The organism is Ignatzschineria sp. RMDPL8A (assembly GCF_029815055.1).
Classification (GTDB): domain Bacteria; phylum Pseudomonadota; class Gammaproteobacteria; order Cardiobacteriales; family Wohlfahrtiimonadaceae; genus CALZBJ01.
The window spans coordinates 289,329-306,886 of record NZ_JAPPWA010000002.1 but is presented as its reverse complement, the minus strand read 5'-3'; the positions used below and the strand labels follow the sequence as shown (position 1 = coordinate 306,886).

18 protein-coding genes are annotated in these 17,558 nt (G+C 47.3%); 4 read left to right on the top strand and 14 right to left on the bottom strand.

Annotation, left to right across the window (positions count from 1 at the left end):
- Positions 1-12 precede the first annotated feature (12 nt).
- The 11 genes from OXI21_RS02910 to ccmC form a co-directional block, all read right to left on the bottom strand.
- The gene (locus OXI21_RS02910; protein WP_279618063.1) at positions 13-1,296 is read right to left on the bottom strand and encodes an efflux RND transporter periplasmic adaptor subunit; all 1,284 of its coding nucleotides are present in this window, start codon (positions 1,294-1,296) and stop codon (positions 13-15) included.
- Between the two features lie 32 nt (positions 1,297-1,328).
- Positions 1,329-1,772 (bottom strand): MarR family winged helix-turn-helix transcriptional regulator, encoded by a 444-nt coding sequence (locus OXI21_RS02905; RefSeq protein WP_279618062.1) that lies wholly within the window; start codon positions 1,770-1,772, stop codon positions 1,329-1,331.
- 173 nt (positions 1,773-1,945) lie between these two features.
- Positions 1,946-2,617 carry a heme exporter protein CcmB gene (ccmB, locus tag OXI21_RS02900; RefSeq protein ID WP_279618061.1) on the bottom strand — a complete coding sequence of 224 codons (672 nt, stop codon included), beginning with the start codon at positions 2,615-2,617 and terminating at the stop codon, positions 1,946-1,948.
- A complete protein-coding gene (gene ccmA / locus OXI21_RS02895) occupies positions 2,614-3,246 on the bottom strand; it encodes a heme ABC exporter ATP-binding protein CcmA (RefSeq protein ID WP_279618060.1) in 633 nt (210 codons plus the stop codon). The genes ccmB and ccmA overlap by 4 nt, the downstream gene beginning before the upstream one ends.
- A gap of 6 nt (positions 3,247-3,252) precedes the next feature.
- Positions 3,253-5,133: a c-type cytochrome biogenesis protein CcmI gene (gene ccmI / locus OXI21_RS02890; RefSeq protein ID WP_279618059.1), complete on the bottom strand. Its 1,881-nt coding sequence runs from the start codon at positions 5,131-5,133 to the stop codon at positions 3,253-3,255.
- Positions 5,130-5,618 carry a cytochrome c-type biogenesis protein CcmH gene (locus OXI21_RS02885; protein WP_279618058.1) on the bottom strand — a complete coding sequence of 163 codons (489 nt, stop codon included), beginning with the start codon at positions 5,616-5,618 and terminating at the stop codon, positions 5,130-5,132. The genes ccmI and OXI21_RS02885 overlap by 4 nt, the downstream gene beginning before the upstream one ends.
- On the bottom strand, positions 5,615-6,175 hold the full coding sequence (locus OXI21_RS02880; protein WP_279618057.1) for a DsbE family thiol:disulfide interchange protein: 561 nt from the start codon (positions 6,173-6,175) through the stop codon (positions 5,615-5,617). Before OXI21_RS02880 ends, OXI21_RS02885 begins: the two co-directional genes overlap by 4 nt.
- 9 nt (positions 6,176-6,184) lie before the next feature.
- Positions 6,185-8,134 carry a heme lyase CcmF/NrfE family subunit gene (locus OXI21_RS02875; RefSeq protein WP_279618056.1) on the bottom strand — a complete coding sequence of 650 codons (1,950 nt, stop codon included), beginning with the start codon at positions 8,132-8,134 and terminating at the stop codon, positions 6,185-6,187.
- Positions 8,135-8,157: 23 nt separating this feature from the next.
- Positions 8,158-8,604: a cytochrome c maturation protein CcmE gene (gene ccmE, locus OXI21_RS02870; protein ID WP_279618055.1), complete on the bottom strand. Its 447-nt coding sequence runs from the start codon at positions 8,602-8,604 to the stop codon at positions 8,158-8,160.
- Between the two features lie 2 nt (positions 8,605-8,606).
- The gene (gene ccmD, locus OXI21_RS02865) at positions 8,607-8,774 is read right to left on the bottom strand and encodes a heme exporter protein CcmD (RefSeq protein WP_279618054.1); all 168 of its coding nucleotides are present in this window, start codon (positions 8,772-8,774) and stop codon (positions 8,607-8,609) included.
- Positions 8,775-8,777: 3 nt separating this feature from the next.
- Positions 8,778-9,524, bottom strand: a complete 747-nt coding sequence (ccmC, locus tag OXI21_RS02860; RefSeq protein ID WP_279618053.1) for a heme ABC transporter permease CcmC — start codon at positions 9,522-9,524, stop codon at positions 8,778-8,780.
- A gap of 315 nt (positions 9,525-9,839) precedes the next feature.
- Between ccmC and OXI21_RS02855 the strand changes: the two genes are divergently transcribed.
- The 4 genes from OXI21_RS02855 (at position 9,840) to yiiM (ending at position 13,526) form a co-directional block, all read left to right on the top strand.
- Positions 9,840-10,961, top strand: a complete 1,122-nt coding sequence (locus OXI21_RS02855) for an NAD(P) transhydrogenase subunit alpha (RefSeq protein ID WP_279618052.1) — start codon at positions 9,840-9,842, stop codon at positions 10,959-10,961.
- Positions 10,958-11,248 carry an NAD(P) transhydrogenase subunit alpha gene (locus OXI21_RS02850; RefSeq protein ID WP_279618051.1) on the top strand — a complete coding sequence of 97 codons (291 nt, stop codon included), beginning with the start codon at positions 10,958-10,960 and terminating at the stop codon, positions 11,246-11,248. The genes OXI21_RS02855 and OXI21_RS02850 overlap by 4 nt, the downstream gene beginning before the upstream one ends.
- A 3-nt stretch (positions 11,249-11,251) precedes the next feature.
- On the top strand, positions 11,252-12,631 hold the full coding sequence (locus OXI21_RS02845) for an NAD(P)(+) transhydrogenase (Re/Si-specific) subunit beta (protein WP_279618050.1): 1,380 nt from the start codon (positions 11,252-11,254) through the stop codon (positions 12,629-12,631).
- 151 nt (positions 12,632-12,782) lie between these two features.
- On the top strand, positions 12,783-13,526 hold the full coding sequence (gene yiiM, locus OXI21_RS02840) for a 6-hydroxyaminopurine reductase (protein ID WP_279618049.1): 744 nt from the start codon (positions 12,783-12,785) through the stop codon (positions 13,524-13,526).
- Positions 13,527-13,581: 55 nt separating this feature from the next.
- Here the strand turns inward: yiiM and OXI21_RS02835 are convergent, their stop codons facing one another.
- The 3 genes from OXI21_RS02835 to OXI21_RS02825 form a co-directional block, all read right to left on the bottom strand.
- Complete coding sequence (locus OXI21_RS02835) at positions 13,582-13,794, bottom strand: TM2 domain-containing protein (RefSeq protein WP_279618048.1); 213 nt, start codon at positions 13,792-13,794, stop codon at positions 13,582-13,584.
- Between the two features lie 94 nt (positions 13,795-13,888).
- Entirely contained in the window at positions 13,889-16,642 is a 2,754-nt protein-coding gene (gene polA / locus OXI21_RS02830) for a DNA polymerase I (protein WP_279618047.1), read from the bottom strand.
- Between the two features lie 54 nt (positions 16,643-16,696).
- The gene (locus OXI21_RS02825) at positions 16,697-17,506 is read right to left on the bottom strand and encodes a sulfite exporter TauE/SafE family protein (RefSeq protein WP_279618046.1); all 810 of its coding nucleotides are present in this window, start codon (positions 17,504-17,506) and stop codon (positions 16,697-16,699) included.
- Between the last annotated feature and the right edge of the window lie 52 nt (positions 17,507-17,558).

Sequence of the window (17,558 nt, the reverse complement as noted above, 5' to 3'; positions counted from 1 at the left end):
TCGGTGAATCGATTATTTCCCTGTACCTTCCAGTATCGCTTTGGTGTAGACATCTTCGGTGAGTACTTCTACTGGAATAATGGGGCTTGGCGAACGTTGAAGCGCCATTTGAATGAGCTGGAAGCCGCGCGTTACCACAAATTCGCCCTCTTCTAAGCCCGAGGCCAATACCCAATCAGTACTGTGTGAGCGAGAGATCACCACCGAACGCTCTTGCGCAACCCACTCAACATCCGCGCCCATCTGCTCTTTCATCATCGCTCGCTCTTCTGCATCTGCTTTACGCGCAATAATTACCTTACTTTTGCCGGATAAATCTTGCGTCAAAATGCGTTGAGGTACGGTTACTGCACCAATCTCAATCCCCTGCTCAACCACGGTTTTAACAAACATTCCCGGAAGGAGTGCACCTTCATCATTATTAAATTCTGCCTGAAGGAGAATTGAACCAGTGGTTAAATCAACGGTCGGGTCTTCAAAGCGAATGTAGCCGGTCTCAGGATAGAGCGAGCCATCTTCTAAGAAAATGCGAACGGGATGATATTTCACCTCTTTCCCATGTTGATCGATACGGGTCTGGCTTTTATAAACGCCCGATTTAATTTTACGTTGAAGGTCGGAGTACTCCGCCGCTGAATAGGCAATATCAACGCGCATCGGATTGAGCTGCTGAATCACCGCCATCTCAAGCTGTTGCCCTGGTGAAACGAGCGCCCCTTGGGTAAAGTTAGATTTACCAATTTTTCCGCTAATCGGTGCGAGCATTTTACTGTAGTTGACGTTGATCTCAGCATTTTTCACTTGCGCTTCAGCACCATAGACTTCGGCATTGGCTTGAGCGAGTGCTGCGTTTGCATCATCAACATCCTGCGCACTTACCGCTTTTGAGCCACTGCTACGAAGCGAGTTCATCCGCTCTGCCCGCATTTTTGCCGCATATTGCGCCGCTTTGGCACGCTCAAGCCCCGCTCTTGCTTGACGGAGATTTGCTTCATAGATCGCCGAATCGATCTGATAGAGTGTCTGCCCCTCCTCAACGCTCGATCCCTCTTCGAAATTTTGCGTCAAGATAATGCCGCCAACCTGAGGGCGCACTTCCGCCATCACCGATGCAATCGTTCGCCCCGGCAGTTCCGACTCAACAGTAATGTTGCGTTTTTCAACTTGCTCCACTACCACGCTCGGAATCTGCATGCCGGCTTCTTCCTTTTTCTCGCCACTAAAACAGCCTGTCAATACAAGCGCTGCTACCGATAATGCGAGAAGACTCTGTATCGATTTAACTCTTTTTTTCATACCAATCCTATCTCTTAATTTGGGTTTTTATTCTAAAAATGGGTCACTTCATTCAAAACAGTTAATACGCCACTCAAATCAATATGATCATACTTTTTCACCAGCCCGTTCATCCATGGGTCAAATACGTCCATAAAAATCGCATCGAGCGTCATTTCACCTTTTTCCGTCAGCACATAAAAAGAGGAACGCTTATGATTCGGGTTTTCACACTTTTCAATCAGCCCTTCCTCCATTAACTGCGTTACCTGCCGTTGCACCGCTTGGCGAGAAATCAGATATTTTTCCGCAATTTGTGGCACTGTAATATGATTTTCAGAACGACGAATCGACACCATCACCGATAGTGCCGTGCAACCAATGTTGTACTGACTGTTATTGAGGAGCTCTTCTGCGATCCGATTTAACTTGATCGATGCGGCAAAAACGCCGGAGACTACCTGCTCTAACTGCTCTTTTTTACTAATTTCTTTCACATTTACCTAGTCATGAATCCTATAGAATAACAATGACGTAGTTTAAAACTTGACAACCATGTTGTCAAATAAAGTGAGATTAAAAAATGTAATGACGCACCAAATTCCGCGCATAAAAAAACCTAAGTCTTGCAAAAGAATCTTAGGTTTTCATTGAGATAACGCAGTAAAAGCTACGCTTCGACGCTCATTTTCACCGTAATCGCCGCCACAAGCGGGCAGATCGCAAGCGCCATTAAATTCGCCGCGATTAAAATTAGAATAAAACTGCTAATCTCGTGGCCAGCCACTAAGACCGAAACGATGTGCACCCCTAAAATTAGGAGCGGAATATAGAGCGGTAAAATAATGATGCTAAGTAGCAATCCCGCTTGACGAAGCCCCACCACAATGCCCACACACATCGCACCAATTAGGCTAAGGAGCGGCGTTCCAAGCAGGAGCACCCCTGCAATTTTAAGCGCATCGCTAAAACTAAAATAGAGCATCACCCCCAAAATGGGCGAGAAAAACACAAGTGGCAATGCCGTTAACATCCAGTGCGCCACAATTTTCCCTAACACAAGCGGATAGAGCGGTGCCCCGCTAATGATAAATTGCTCAAGCGAGCCATCATCATAATCATTTTTAAAGAGACGATCCATCGTCAGCATCGTCGCGAGTAACGCTGCCACCCATAAAATGGCTGGCGCGGATGCTTTAATTAGATCCTGCTCCTCAATCCCTAAACCAAGGGGAAAAAGGCTCACAATAATGAGGAAAAACATAATCGGCATCATCAGCTCAGAGCGCTGGCGCATTCCGATTTTAAGATCCCGCCGAATAATCGCTAAAAAGGTCTTCATCGTGTTTTCGCCTCCACCGTTAGGGTTTTAGTAAACACGCAATCACTCGGCGCTTGGTGTGAGGTGAAAATAATCATCCCGCCCGTCTCAATATGCGCTGCCATTTTCGCTTCAAGCAGTTCAATGGAGCCCACATCGAGCGCGGTAAAGGGTTCGTCCAAAATCCAGATGGGACGCTCTTCAAACCAAAGTCTCGAGAGCGCAACACGGCGTTTTTGCCCTGCAGAGAGATAGCGAATCGGCCGATCATGTTGCGGAATATTGAGCGTTTCAAACACCTCGTTACACTCTTTTTCACTCAAAGTTTGCCCACGAATCGCTAAGATCGAGGCCAGATTTTCCCGCGCGGAAAGATCATAATTGAGGCTTAACGCATGGCCAACGTAGATGATCGAACGCGGATAGTGATGCAGAAGTTCACGGCGCTCAATCGCATTGAGGAAAATCTTCCCGCGATATTGCTGACTAATCCCCGCAAGGACGCGGAGCGAGGTGGTTTTCCCCGCACCATTCGCCCCTTTAAGGTAGAGCGATTCGCCGGCGCTAAGGGTAAATCCATAAGGCTCAAACACCGGCTGATAATTGCGCTGGACGGTAAAATCCTCAATGCGAAGGAGCGCGTTCTCCATGCTTTTTCACTCCACCATGCGATCTAAAATGAGCGACAGCGAATCTTCTTGATCTCCGCGAATCACCACGATCCCAGTTTCATAATCGCCCGCCCCTGCGACCGGGTCGCCGGTTTGGCTAATGCGCGCCGATACTGCAATACCCTTCATCTCAGCAAAAGGTTTGCCACCGCCCATTAAGCGATCATTTTCACCAATCGTCACCGTCAATGGCCACGATTGAATCTCTCGTAGAGGAATCCGTTTTGCCGCAAGAGGCGGACCGCCCGCACTGCCTTCAGGCCGCAGATAGACAAATAAAATGCCATTGGGATTGACCGCATCCACATTAAAGTTTGGCGCAAGCGAGAGCTCAACACGATAGCCCGATTCAGCCACCGCACTCTCCTCTTTCGCCTCATTTAACGCATTCGCTTCACTTACTTTACGCGCTCTAAAATCACGAATCACGCTCTCAGTTGCGGATTTCGCATTGGGATCTAAAATCCCCTCTTTGAAACTTTCAAGTTGCGTAATCGCCCCATCGTAAAGTCCGTTATTGCCTAAAATAAGGCCATATTCAAAAAATTGCGTCACATCGTCAGGATAATTACGCACCAGCGCATTAAAACGATTCACAAGCTCGGGGGTTAAGCGCCCTTTTGCCGCATCACCTAAAAGGTAGGCCATGGAAAACTCAAGATTTAAGTAGACGCGATCGATGTGATAATTCTCAGGTTCGATCGATTCAAGCGCTTCGAGCACCGGGGGCAAAAGGAAAAACTCATTGCGTTTTAAGAAGAGATCAAGCAGCACATAAAGACGCTTTGGATCGTCATTCTCAACGGAGGCATTAAAGACTTGGACAACGCGTTTAGCACTGTCAGGATTGCTCGTTAAGAGCTGCATGAAATTATCGGGATAGGGCATTTCGTCCGTTAAATGACGATTACGAAGCCACTCAATATTTAAGCGATCGGCCCACGCAGTGAGCTCTGCAATAAAGGGCTCTTCTTCCGCCGTTAACGCGATATTGGGTGCTAACGCCGCGCGATAATAGAAATGGCGCAGATAGGCATTGGCTTTTTCCGCTTTATTATGTTTTTGCAGCACATCGACATAATCAAGTAGGAACGCCTCTTCATCGGGATAATTGGTGGCAAGCGTATCAAATAGCCCTTCAATCCGCGGGGTTAATTCCTCATTACCACGAAGATATTGCAGGCGAACGAGCGAGGATTGCAAGAAGAAACTCGGCTCTTTCTCAACGCTGTAGAGATCGACATAAATATCGTATACCGTATCTAAAAAGCCCTTCTCATATTGCGCATAACCCAAGTAAAAACTTGCGAGCACGTAGAGGAGTTTGGCATCCTGATGCTCATCTTTGGTACTTAAATAATTGAGCACACGAAATGCTCCGCGATAACCCTCTTCACTTGAGATCAAATCCTCTGGTGGCGGGAAATCAGCGGGCGTTGCCCCATTACGCAGTGCCTCAAGATCCATCTCAGCTAACCACGCCTCAACAATTGGCAGATAGTGGTCTCGCTCAAGATCGAAGGTCTTTTCCGCTTCCGCGTAATCGGTCTTCCAAAAGTAGGTGGCCGTTAAACCGGTAACAAACGCGCCAAGCAGTACAAAGAGCGCAAGCGTTGGCATCGAAAATTGACGATCCTCGCGAGAAACGGCTAAAAGGTCTCGGGCAAGCTCGGTTTTTTGATGCTCATATTCCGCTTCCGTCAGTTTCCCGGCGTTAAGAGAGCGTTCAAGCGCTTCGGTATCGCTGTGATATTTCTCGCGGTACACCTCTTTAAGACGCACTTTTTTAAAGGAACGCTTGAAAAAGAGTGAATAGAAAATCACCCCGAGCGTAATTAAAATCAGTAAAACTGTGGTAAGAATCATAATGTCTCGTCTTTTTGTAATATCTCGTTCAGGCGGGCGGTTTCATCGGCAGAGAGCTCGCTACCGCTCGGTACTTTCGTCTCTTTTGGGCGACGAATAAAGAGTACATACCCTAAAATTAACAATAAAATCACCACCGGGCCAAACCAGAGCACCCAAGTGACCGGTTTCACGGGGGGATTATAGGTGGCAAAATCGCCGTAGCGCTCCACCATAAAGCCCACAATCTCCGCATCCGAACGCCCATCAACAATGAGCTCGTAGGTCAAATCTTTCATGGTTTGTGCCGAGAGCGCATTCGATTCCGCAATGCTTTGGTTTTGACAGGTCGGGCAACGAAGCTCACTAATGAGCGACTGGAAACGGCGCTGATCGACCTCATTGTCAAACTCATAGACGTTAATCGCAGCGCTTGCCACATTCAATGTCAGCATCGCCACCAAAATGAGTGAGAGCGTCTTCATCATCTTTATTAAACGAATCATTTTTCCGCTCCTATGGCTTGAACCTCTGCCCACGATTTACCGTAATACGCTTTGAGCGTGGATTCCCAATTCTCTAAACTCACTTCGCCGGTATGACGATAGGTGACAATGCCATCGGCATCAATAAAGTAGGTTTCAGGCGCGGCGTAGACACCAAAGTCAAAGCCGATTCGCCCTTTGCGATCTTCAATGGTTAAAAGATAAGGATTGCCTAAATCGCGCAACCATTTATCCGCTTTCACCGGATCATCTTGATAATCGATGCCGTAGATTTTAACCCCGCGGTTTGAGAGCTCGTTAAGCGCTTCATGCTCCGCTTTACAGGTCGGACACCAGGTCGCCCAGACGTTAATGAGGGCAGGACCTTTAAAATCACTGTCGGTAATGATGGTTTTCACCTCACCCGGCGCTTTTAATTGATCCGCACTAAACGCCGGCAATTTGTTGCCGATAATCTGCGCTTCAAGTTTTGTCGGATCGTTCCCGAGCCCGGTAAAGAGGAAGATCATAAAGCCGAGCGTCACAACGACAATGCCGGCAATTACTGCTCGAATCATCTTATTCTCCTAATCATTTTGTGCCAAACTGCGACGTGCGCGATAACGGCGATCAAAGATCGATAACATGGCTGCAAACGCCATAATTCCGCCCCCAATCCAGATCCAGCGCACAAACGGTTTCACATAAATTCGTAATGCCCACACCTCAGCGCCCCGCTCTTCCGCCATCGCCACATAAAGATCATCAATCAGCGACGCGCGCAGTGCCACCTCACTCATCGGTGAGCCGGTCACGGTATAGAGGCGTTTTTCGGGATACATCATCATTAACGGTTTATCGTTTTTATAGACTTGAATGGTGCCTTTATCGCCGATATAGTTCGGACCTTGCAGCTTTTCAAGCGCTTTTAATTCAAATCCATATTCACGAATATCGACCCGTTGCCCCACTTTCATCAATTGGTCTTGCTCAATGCTGTAGTGCGAGGTGAGCGTGATGCCAACGATAGTGACAACCAGTCCTAAATGCCCAAGATTCATGCCCCAGCGTGAAAGACTTTGATTGACCACTGCGCCGGCAAAACTTTGCCCTTTACGGCGACTGTGATGAATCTCAAAGATCACCCCAAAGACCACCCAGAAGCTCAAGGTTAATCCGATCACCACCCACGGATCGAGGCGACCTGCATAGAAAAAGCTGGTGCCAACGCCAAGAACAATGGAGCCAACCGCCATAATGATGAGCTCTTTTTTAATACGGCTTAAAGAATCTTGCTTAAAGCGAAGAAGCGGGCCAACCCCGAGTGCAAACAAAATCATGCAAGCAAGCGGCACAGCGTATTGATTAAAATACCCCTCCCCAACGGAGATTTTACCCACTTTTAAGATATCCACAATAAGCGGGAAGAGCGTTCCAAGCACCACCACAAAACAGGCGATCGCAAGGAAGATATTATTGAGTAAAATACCTGATTCTTTCGAGATCAATCCAAATGAGGATTCTTGGCGAATTTTTGAGGCTCTAAAGAGGAGGAGCACCATACCAAAAAGGGTAATAATCGCGAGAATTAACAAGATGAAAAGCCCGCGATCAGGGTCTGAAGCAAAGGAGTGAACCGAGGTTAAGATCCCTGAACGAACTAAGAAGGTACCGAGCACACTGAGGGAAAACGTTAAGATCGCCACAATTACTGACCAGAGGGTAAAGGCTTTACGTTTTTCCGTCATAGCGAGCGCATGTAACAGTGCCGCGCCTAAAATCCATGGAATGAGCGACGCGTTTTCAACCGGATCCCAGAACCACCAGCCGCCCCAGCCAAGTTCATAGTAAGCCCACCAGCTGCCGATCGTGATCCCGAGCGTTAAGAAGAGCCACGCGCCGAGCGACCATGGGCGAATCCAGCGAATGGAAACCCGGTCAATATGGCCGGTCATTAAAAGGGCACAAACAAAGGCAAACGGCACGGCATAGCCCACATAGCCTAAATAGAGAAGCGGTGGGTGAATGATTAATCCCGGGTCTTGCAGTAGCGGATTGAGGTCACGTCCGTTATAGAGTGCGCCAAAGAGATTGCGCTCAAAAGGGCTTGAGGTAAAGATCAAAAAGGCTAAGAAACCAACGGTAATCCCCCCCAAAATCGCGAGCGTCGTTGAGGAGAGCTCAATTGGCATGTTTTTGGTGAAAATCACTACCAAAAGCATCCAGATCGCAAGGGTAAAGACCCAAAGGAGCATCGAGCCTTCGTGCCCGCCCCAGATCGCCGTTAATTGATAGATTCCGGGGAGTTTTGTATTGGAGTTATTGGCCACATATTGATAGCTAAAATCATTAATCCAAAACGCATAGCCAAGGGCCACGAACGACAGGAGCACCAATAAAAAGAGCCAAACCGCTAAGGGGCGCGCCGAGTAGATGAGGCGCTGATTGCGAAAATAGATTCCCACAAGCGGCATAATAAAGAGAAGTATAGAGACGCCCAGAGCAATGTACAGGGCGAGCTGACCAATCGGAAGCATAACGATTTCCTATCTGTTGCGGGTTATTTTTCAGTTAAACTGTGAGATGATTTTTCAATCGCATCGGCCACTTCAGGCGGCATATAGGTTTCGTCATGTTTTGCTAAAATCTCATCGGCAATAAAGGTGTTGTCATCTTGGAGTTTTCCCTTCGCCACAATGCCCTGCCCCTCTCTAAAAAGATCAGGCAAGATGCCATCATAAATAATTTTAACCGGCGTTGCGTCCCCCACCGATACGGTGAAATCAACCGCAAGCGTTTCCGTACCGCGATTGAGCGAGCCTTCATCAACCACCCCGCCAACGCGAATGGTTTTATGCAGCGGCGCTGCACCGGCTTGCACATCATCTGGTGAATAGTAGAGACTTAAATTATCGCGCGAAGCCCATACCATCAATCCTACCGAGACAAACGACATAAGCGCAATCCCGACCACAATCATTAAGCGTTGTTTACGTTTTGGTGTCATTTTTATAATCCTTCCTGTTTGAGTTCTTTTTTAAGCTGTTTACGTTCGATGATTAACGGCACAATAAGCCCTAAGAGGCACAATGCAAAAAAGCCGTAACTTAACCAGACATAAAGTCCATGCTTCCCCATCTGTAAAAATTCAGCAAATGAATTAAACGCAAATTCCATGGTCTATCCTCTCATATAGTGCTTCATTAGGCGCTCTTTGTTGATGAGATTTGCGCTCTTAAGGCAGACATACCCCAGTGAAAAAAAGAGATACGCGCCAAACATATAAAGTGCGGGATAGAGCATGTTTGAGGTGATGCTCGGACCGCCTTTGGCGAAAAAGGTACTGCCTTGATGAAGACTGGTTGAAAAGTAAATCGAAAACTTCACGATCGGAACGTTGATTAATCCCACAAGGGCCAATACCGAGATCGCTTTATCGGCGCGCTCGCGCTCTTCGATCGCAAGGTCTAGGGCTATGTAGCCCATATAGAGGAAAAAGAGGATGAGCTGTGAGGTTAATCTGACATCCCAAACCCACCATGTTCCCCACGTTGGCGCGCCCCAAAGCGCACCGGTGACAAGTGAAATAAGAGTAAAGGCGGCGCCTAAAATCGCGAGAGACCGTGCAATGATGGCAAAGAGTTTAATGCGCCAAATGAGATAGATCCCACTTAAAATCGCCATCGTTGCATAAACGGCCGTCGATAAAATTGCCGCAGGCACGTGAATATAGAAAATACGGAAACTATTGCCTTGTTGATAATCCGGCGGCGCCATGGCCAATCCTGATACAAGCCCCGCTACGGCTAACATCGCACTGATCACAAAGGCCCATGGGGCCACTTTAGTCACAAGTGGGAGATAGTATTTATAGCTTGCGTATTTATAGAAGAAGCTAAGCCAGGTCCGTCTCTTACGTTTATTCACTAAAATCCCTCACTAAAATCCTAAACCTTATATCCATTCTGACAACCTATTTATTTATATAGGCGCACCATAGTATAACGAAATCCCAAAGCTTTGAGAAATTATAAATTCCCCGTAAAATTGACATTTTTCACCCTTAAAACCGCGTCAATATCGAAATCCGGTTGTATTCAAATTCTCCTTCTTTTATTCTAGGACAAACGTGCGATAAACTAATCAAGTTCTAATCAACTCAAATTGATATTAGTTTCATCGCGAGCATGCGCTTGCATGCTAAGATGGTGCCGTTAGTTTATTGAAGGAGTCCTTATACCTATGAGTAATCGTATTATTGTTTTAAAAGAGGGACATGATGGTGAAAAGCGCGTCGCGCTCGATCCAAAGATTGCCGCTAAATTTAGCGCCCTCGGCTTTGAGGTTGTCATCGAAACCGGTGCCGGCGATCAAGCCCATTTCCCAAGCGACAGTTATGACAATGTCACCGTTGCCGATCCTGAATTTAAAGATCGCGACATTATTCTCTGCATTCAGCCCCCAACGCTTGAGCAGATCAATTCATTTAAACCCGATAGCTTAGTCGTCGGTATGCTCGATCCCTATCGTAATTTAGAGACGATCGAAGCCTTCAAAAATGCTCGCATTAGCACCATCGCATTAGAATTCATTCCCCGTATTACCCGTGCGCAAAGCATGGACGTACTCTCATCTCAAGCATCGATCACCGGCTACCAAGGCGCGCTGATTGGCGCTTCATTAGCACCACGCTTTTTCCCGATGTTAACCACCGCTGCCGGAACAATTCGTCCTGCACGCGTTGTAGTGATTGGTGCGGGCGTTGCCGGATTACAAGCAATCGCCACCGCTCGCCGTTTAGGGGCGCAAGTGGAAGCGTACGACATTCGCGCTGCCGCAAAAGAGCAAGTGGAATCCTTAGGGGCTAAATTGATCGAAACTGGCGTTGATGCCTCAGGTCAAGGCGGTTACGCTCGTGAACTGACCGAAGAGGAGAAAGCAAAACAAGCGCAAGCCCTCTTTGATCACATTGCCAAAGCCCATGTGGTGATTAGTACTGCTGCCGTTCCCGGTCGCCGTGCGCCGTTAATTATTACCCAAGAGATGGTGGAAGCGATGCCGAAAGGCGCGGTCATTGTAGACCTTGCCGCAGATACCGGCGGAAACTGTGCCCTCACAAAACCAGGCGAAACAATCGTACATAATGATGTCACCGTCACCGGGCCACTTTTAGTACCGACCCGCTGCGCTGTGCACGCCTCTGAAATGTACGCTCAAAACATCTTTAATTTACTCTCTCCATTCATTAATGAGGGCAAACTTGAGCTCGATTATGATGAAGAGATTATCCGCGAATGTATGATCACCCACGACGGCCAAATCGTCTCTGATCGTATTCGCAAAGCAATGGAGGACAATCAATGATTACAGGATTTGCAGCACTCTATATTGTGATGCTTTCAGCGATTGTAGGGTTTGAGGTCATCTCACGCGTCCCTGCAATTTTACACACGCCCTTAATGTCAGGCTCGAACTTTATCCACGGAATCGTCTTAGTCGGCGCCATGATTGCTCTTGGCCACGCTGATGGTTTTTTCCAAACAACGCTTGCGTTTATCGCGGTGGCGTTTGGTGCGGCAAACGCAGTGGGCGGTTACGTGGTAACGGACCGAATGTTAGAGATGTTTAAGCCAAGCAACAAGGAGAAATAAGAGATGAGTTTTATTGTTGAAGCGGGCTACTTTATTGCCGCGATTACCTTTATTTTTGCGCTTAAACGCATGAGCCATCCTTCCACTGCTCGTTCGGGCATCAATTGGGCGGGAATGGCGATGCTTTTTGCCACCATCATCACCATTTTCCACCCCGCGGTGAGTAAACATTATCTATTAATGATCCTTGCGATCGCGCTTGGCGGCGGTTGGGCACTTCGTTCAGCGAAAAAAGTGGCCATGACCGATATGCCGCAAATGATTGCGATCTACAACGGCGTTGGGGGCGGTTCGGCTGCTTTAATCGGTGCCATTGCCCTGTTACAAATTGATGCGACAGCAGCTGGTTATTCATCAAGCATTGTCTGGCTTGCGGCGGTGGGCGCGCTCATTGGGGCGATCTCATTTACCGGATCAATCATCGCTTGGGCAAAACTCGATGGCCGTTTAAAAGGCACCATTCGTTTTAAAAATCGTAACGCCATTAACGGATTTATCATTGGATTTGCGCTCGTATTCACCCTGATTATCGCAGGGGACGCAACGCCCAATTACGGTTTAATCGCGCTCTTTTTCATCATGACCTTAGCGTTTGGGGTGTTAATTACGATTCCAATCGGTGGCGCGGATATGCCAGTAGTGATCTCACTATTTAACGCATTAACCGGTTTAGCGGTCGCGTTTGAAGGGATTGCGCTCGATAACGGCGGTCTTATCATTGCCGGTACGGTTGTTGGTGCGGCAGGTACGCTTCTCACCCAGCTCATGGCGAAAGCGATGAACCGCTCACTTGCGAACGTGCTCTTTTCAAACTTTGGTGAGCAACAATCTGAAAATAGCGAAATCGAAGGCTCGATGAAACCGATGGATTCCTCTGATGCGGCAATCTCAATGAGCTTTGCTGAGAGCGTGATTATCGTTCCCGGTTATGGTTTAGCTGTCGCGCAAGCGCAACATAAAGTTGCTGAACTCACTAAACTTCTTCAAGATCGTGATATCGATGTGAAGTTTGCGATTCACCCGGTTGCAGGGCGTATGCCAGGCCATATGAACGTTCTCCTTGCGGAAGCAGGCATTCCTTACGATCTCATCTTCGACTTAGATGAAATTAACGAGGAATTTGAGAAGACCGATGCAGTGCTTGTGATTGGTGCAAACGACGTGGTAAACCCCGTTGCCCGTACCGATAAATCAAGCCCGATTTACGGCATGCCGATCTTAAACGCAGACCAAGCGAAACAAGTATTCGTAGTTAAACGCGGACAAGGTGCCGGCTTCTCAGGCATTGAAAATCACCTCTTCTACCTCGACAATACCAACATGGTCTATGGCGATGCGCAAAAAGTGGTGAGCGATATGATCGCTGCGATTAAAACGCTTTAATCAGCCCTTTTAATCAACCGTGATTATTGCGTTAATAAGCAGTAATGTATTCAAAAGCGTTAAGTCTTTGGCTTAGCGCTTTTTTGTGCGCTACACTAAACCCCTGAGTCATTTGAATAATTCCAAACCATCCTAAATCTCCGGAGGCCTTATGTCGAATGTATCCAATCTGTCCAATCTACCTGATCTATCCAATTGTTCTGATTCCTCTACCTTTTCGGTCACGAGTTATCTAGGAAAAATCCAGCCATTTGCCGGCGCAGAACCAAGCGCAATTGCCAAAAAGGCCTTTCAAACGCCGGTCTTTCTTACCAAACTCGGGCTCGTCGGCGATGAGCAGGCTGAAAAACGTTTCCATGGCGGACCGGATCGAGCGCTGTGTCACTATCCGCGCGAGCATTACACCTATTGGCAAACGACCTATCCCGCTCTTGCCGATTATTTTGTCGCACCCGGTTTTGGGGAAAATATCTCCACGCTCGGCATGACTGAATCGAATACCTTTATAGGCGATATCTACCGCTGGGGCGATGCGATCATTCAGGTAACGCAACCGCGCTCCCCCTGCTATAAACTCAATTTCCATCTTAAAATTGATGACCTTTCGCTACAGATGCAACAAACCGGCTTTTGCGGCTGGCTCTATCGCGTCATTTCTGAAGGGGTGGTTTCGCCCGATACGCCGCTCGAAAGACTTTCGCGCAATAGTAGTCTCTCCGTCCAACGCGACATCGATATCGCATTTAATGAGCCTTTTAATGAAGCGAACACCCGTTTAATTCTCCAAAGTGCCGGCCTTTCAGCAAGCTGGTGTCACACTATGCAAACACGGCTACTCACCGGCGAAATTGAGAGCTTTGAGGGCCGTCTATTTAACAATCCTCACGCAAAATAAAAACCACTGCAGTTACCCTACAGTGGTTTAGTAAAGACTTAATTAAAGAATCGAATTAATCGGCGAGTAATCGGCCTTCTTTATCGGTAAATTTACCCACAATGATCATCACTAAATCGATTAACGCCCAGATGCCTAAACCGCCCAGCGTTAAAATCATTAAGATTCCAGTGCCGATTTTACCGACATAAAATCGGTGAATGCCTAAACCGCCTAAAAAGAGACATAATAAAATTGCGGCTACCTTACTCTTATCGCTATTGCCCACTCTGCTATCCTTTGTTAAATAATGAATGACATAAAAAGTATAGCAACGGAGCGTTTATTTTCAATAGCATATATTATAAAATTATAGACCTAGATCAATTTGCAGTGCTGTCCCAGTTCTTACCGATACCTACATCCACTAAAAGCGGCACTTTAAGCTCAAAGACTTTGGTCATGTCGCGCTCAAGCAGCTCAGTTACGCGCGGTAAATCCCCATCGCTCACCTCTAAGATCAATTCGTCATGTACTTGAAGTAAGAGATTGGCATTTAGCTTGGGATTATCCGTTAAGGTTTGATCGACTCTGAGCATCGCAAGTTTAATGATATCGGCGGCCGTTCCTTGAAGCGGCGCATTGATCGCGACCCGTTCCGCTCCCGCTCTCGCGGCACCATTACTGCCGGTAATTTCAGGTAAATAGAGACGACGACCTAACAGCGTTTCCACATAACCTTGATCTTTCGCCTGCTCTTTCGCGCGATCCATGTAAGCCAACACGCCCGGATAACGGCTAAAGTAAAGGCTAATATATTCCTGCGCTTGCCCGCGAGAGATCCCAAGTTGACGGGCTAAACCAAACGCGCCCATGCCGTAAATTAGCCCGAAGTTGATCGCTTTTGCAGCCCGGCGTTCATCACTGCTTACCTTATCGAGCGGGGTTTTAAATACCTCTGATGCGGTCGAACTATGAATGTCATGTCCTTTTAAGAATGCATTTAAGAGCGTCTCATCTTCAGAGAAATGTGCCATTAAACGGAGCTCGATTTGCGAGTAGTCCGCCGAGAGCAATTTAAATCCATCCGGCGCAATAAAGGCTTCACGAATGCGGCGGCCTTCCGCAGTACGAATTGGAATATTTTGCAGATTCGGTTCACTTGATGAGAGGCGACCGGTGCTTGTTAACGCTTGGTTAAACGAGGTGTGAATGCGTTTCGTATCGGGATTAATCTGCGCAATGAGTGAATCGGTATAGGTCGAGCTCAGTTTTGAAAATTCACGATGCTCCAAGATCAATTTAGGGAGCGGATAATCGAGCGCAAGCTCACTTAAGACCGCTTCATTCGTTGACGGTTTACCGCCTGGTGTTTTACGCAATACCGGAAGCCCTAGCTTATCAAATAAGATTTCGCCCACCTGTTTTGAGGAGCCTAAATTAAACTCTTCTCCGGCAAGCTCAAAGGCTTTTGCCTCAAGTGCGTCGAGCTTTTCGCCAAACTCAACTTGCAGATTTTTAAGATGTTCCGCATCGACTAAAATGCCTTGATGCTCCATCTTCGCAAGCACGGGAAGAAGCGGGATTTCCACCTCTTCGTAGAGTTTATATTGTTTCTCAAAGGATTTTAATTGCGGCACGATTGCATGCTGCAATTGAAGAGTGATATCGGCATCTTCACAGGCGTAAAATTCCGCCGTTTCGATATCGATCTCATCGAAGGTTTTTTGGGATTTCCCCTTCCCTGCAATCGATTCAAAGGAAGTGGTTTTATGATCTAAAAACAGATCCGCCAACACATCCATATTGTGACGATTTTTAGTGGGGTTTAAGATATAGCTCGCGAGCATCGTATCATCTTTGATGCCCTCCATTTTAGCGCCATATCGCGCAAGGACATGCCAATCAAATTTGATGTTCTGCCCAACCTTCTCCACAGAGTTATCCACAAGCATTGGGGTTAAAATCTCCACCGCTTTTTCCGGCGTTAATTCCGTTTCGAGCCCTTCATGTTTAAAGGGAATATAGAACGCTTCCCCGGCTGCCACGGCGATCGAAATTCCAACGAGATTGGCCTGCATGGAATCGAGGCTATCGGTTTCGGTATCGAGCGCGACGCGATAGACATTTTGACAACGTTCCACTAACTCGTGGAGCGCTTTTTCGGTGGTGATACGGTGATAATATTGAAAGTCCGGCTTACGGGGTTTAACCCACTCTTGCCCGAGCGCCTCATTTTGATGAGTGCCCTGTTGCGGCGGCGGAGCAAAGGTCCCGCCATCATTGCCGTTATCAAGTTCCATTAAAAGCTGACGAAATCCAAGTTCGGTATAGATCTCTTTTAGGCGCTGAACTTCACGATCTTTGGGCTTTAAATCCTCAAAGGTAAGATCCACATCGGCCTCAAGATAGAGCGTTGTAAGCTCTTTTGAAAGGGGCAGCAAATCTAAATTCTCACGAAGACGCTCACCCACTTTTCCTTTAAAACTCTCCGCATTGGCAATAATATTATCAAGCGAGCCGTGCTCATTAAGCCATTTTGCCGCCGTTTTCGGGCCCACACCAGGAATCCCTGGAATATTATCGGCCTTATCGCCCATCAGACTTAAATAGTCGCGCACAAGTTCAGGATAAACGCCATATTTTTCAAAGACCGTTTCTCGATCAAGCATCTCGTTTTTCATGCCGTCGTACATGGTAATGATGCCATCTTCCACCAGTTGCGCTAAGTCTTTATCGCTTGAGGCAATAATGGTGCGAATCCCTTCGGATTTTGCGCGAACGGCTAAGGTCGCGATCACATCATCCGCTTCAATTCCATCAATGATGAGACGGGGATATCCGAGCATATCGATAATGGAATAGAGTGGCGCAATCTGCTCGCGAAGATCATCAGGCATTGGCGGACGGTGCGCCTTATAATCGGGATAGAGATCGCTGCGGAAACTTTTCCCTTTTGCGTCAAAGACCACCGCCAAATAATCGGGATTGAACTCATTTAAGAGACGATTAAACATCGTAATCACGCCACGAATCGCGCCGGTAGGTCGTCCATCTGGACTTTTTAACGGAGGCAACGCATGAAATGCACGAAACAGAAAATTGGACCCATCGACTACTAGAAATGTTTTCGCCATAAACTAACTAACTCTATCCTTTACTTTTTTTGCTCTAAACAACCTATTTATGAGCTAACCAGTATACATCTTATAGAGAAAGTTAATAAGGATGATGGTGAGAAAAATCGCAAAAATCTGGCGAATGCGCTTCACCGGTAAAATGTACACCAGCTTCGCGCCAAGCGGTGCAAAGACGATGCTTGAGAGGGATAATCCAATAAATGCCGGGAGATAGACATAGCCAAAAGAGCCATCCGGTAAGTTTGATTCTCCCCAACCATTTGCGATCGCAGCAAGCGCGCCAAAGAAGGCTAAAATTGCCCCAAGAGCAGACGATGAACCGATGGCATTTTTCATTTTATGCCCCACTTTACTTAAAATGGGTACCGTTAAGACGCCACCACCAATCCCGACAAAACTTGCGACAAATCCAATCAGCGCGCCCATACCGGTATAAGGTCCTGGCCCCAATTGAGCAGGCTCCGCCGCTTCCGGTTTTGAGGCGGTAAAAATCATATTGGTAATAGTGTAAGCAAGGAAGATACAGAAGATTACTTGAAGGGTGGTATTAGAAAGTTTACTGACGATCGCGCCGCCAAGCCCAACGCCAATCGCCGAACCAATCCCCATAAAAAAGACCAATCGCCACATCACCGAGCCCTTTTTATTGTGCGCCACCACCGACGACAAACTGGTGACCACAATCGTGGCAAAAGAGGTGCCGAGCGCCATCTTCATAATGAGATCGCTCTCTGCGCCGTAAGCGGTTAAAAAGTAGATCATGGTCGGCACCACAATGGTTCCACCGCCAACGCCTAAGAGCCCTGCGATCACCCCGGTGATACAACCAAGCCCCAAAAAGATCAAATATTCAAGTATCACGTTTTATCCTCGTCCATCATGGTTATGTAAAAGCGCTTAGCGTTAAGCGCTC

Bases quoted from the DNA above. Each gene is read 5' to 3' on its own strand.
- OXI21_RS02880 (WP_279618057.1), bottom strand. From the start codon at position 6,175: ATGATTCGAGCAGTAATTGCCGGCATTGTCGTTGTGACGCTCGGCTTT.
- yiiM (WP_279618049.1), top strand. From the start codon at position 12,783: ATGTCGAATGTATCCAATCTGTCCAATCTACCTGATCTATCCAATTGT.
- ccmI (WP_279618059.1), bottom strand. From the start codon at position 5,133: ATGATTCTTACCACAGTTTTACTGATTTTAATTACGCTCGGGGTGATT.
- ccmA (WP_279618060.1), bottom strand. From the start codon at position 3,246: ATGGAGAACGCGCTCCTTCGCATTGAGGATTTTACCGTCCAGCGCAAT.
- OXI21_RS02875 (WP_279618056.1), bottom strand. From the start codon at position 8,134: ATGCTTCCGATTGGTCAGCTCGCCCTGTACATTGCTCTGGGCGTCTCT.
- OXI21_RS02850 (WP_279618051.1), top strand. From the start codon at position 10,958: ATGATTACAGGATTTGCAGCACTCTATATTGTGATGCTTTCAGCGATT.
- OXI21_RS02885 (WP_279618058.1), bottom strand. From the start codon at position 5,618: ATGATTCGTTTAATAAAGATGATGAAGACGCTCTCACTCATTTTGGTG.
- OXI21_RS02845 (WP_279618050.1), top strand. From the start codon at position 11,252: ATGAGTTTTATTGTTGAAGCGGGCTACTTTATTGCCGCGATTACCTTT.
- ccmB (WP_279618061.1), bottom strand. From the start codon at position 2,617: ATGAAGACCTTTTTAGCGATTATTCGGCGGGATCTTAAAATCGGAATG.
- ccmD (WP_279618054.1), bottom strand. From the start codon at position 8,774: ATGGAATTTGCGTTTAATTCATTTGCTGAATTTTTACAGATGGGGAAG.
- polA (WP_279618047.1), bottom strand. From the start codon at position 16,642: ATGGCGAAAACATTTCTAGTAGTCGATGGGTCCAATTTTCTGTTTCGT.
- ccmE (WP_279618055.1), bottom strand. From the start codon at position 8,604: ATGACACCAAAACGTAAACAACGCTTAATGATTGTGGTCGGGATTGCG.
- OXI21_RS02855 (WP_279618052.1), top strand. From the start codon at position 9,840: ATGAGTAATCGTATTATTGTTTTAAAAGAGGGACATGATGGTGAAAAG.
- OXI21_RS02910 (WP_279618063.1), bottom strand. From the start codon at position 1,296: ATGAAAAAAAGAGTTAAATCGATACAGAGTCTTCTCGCATTATCGGTA.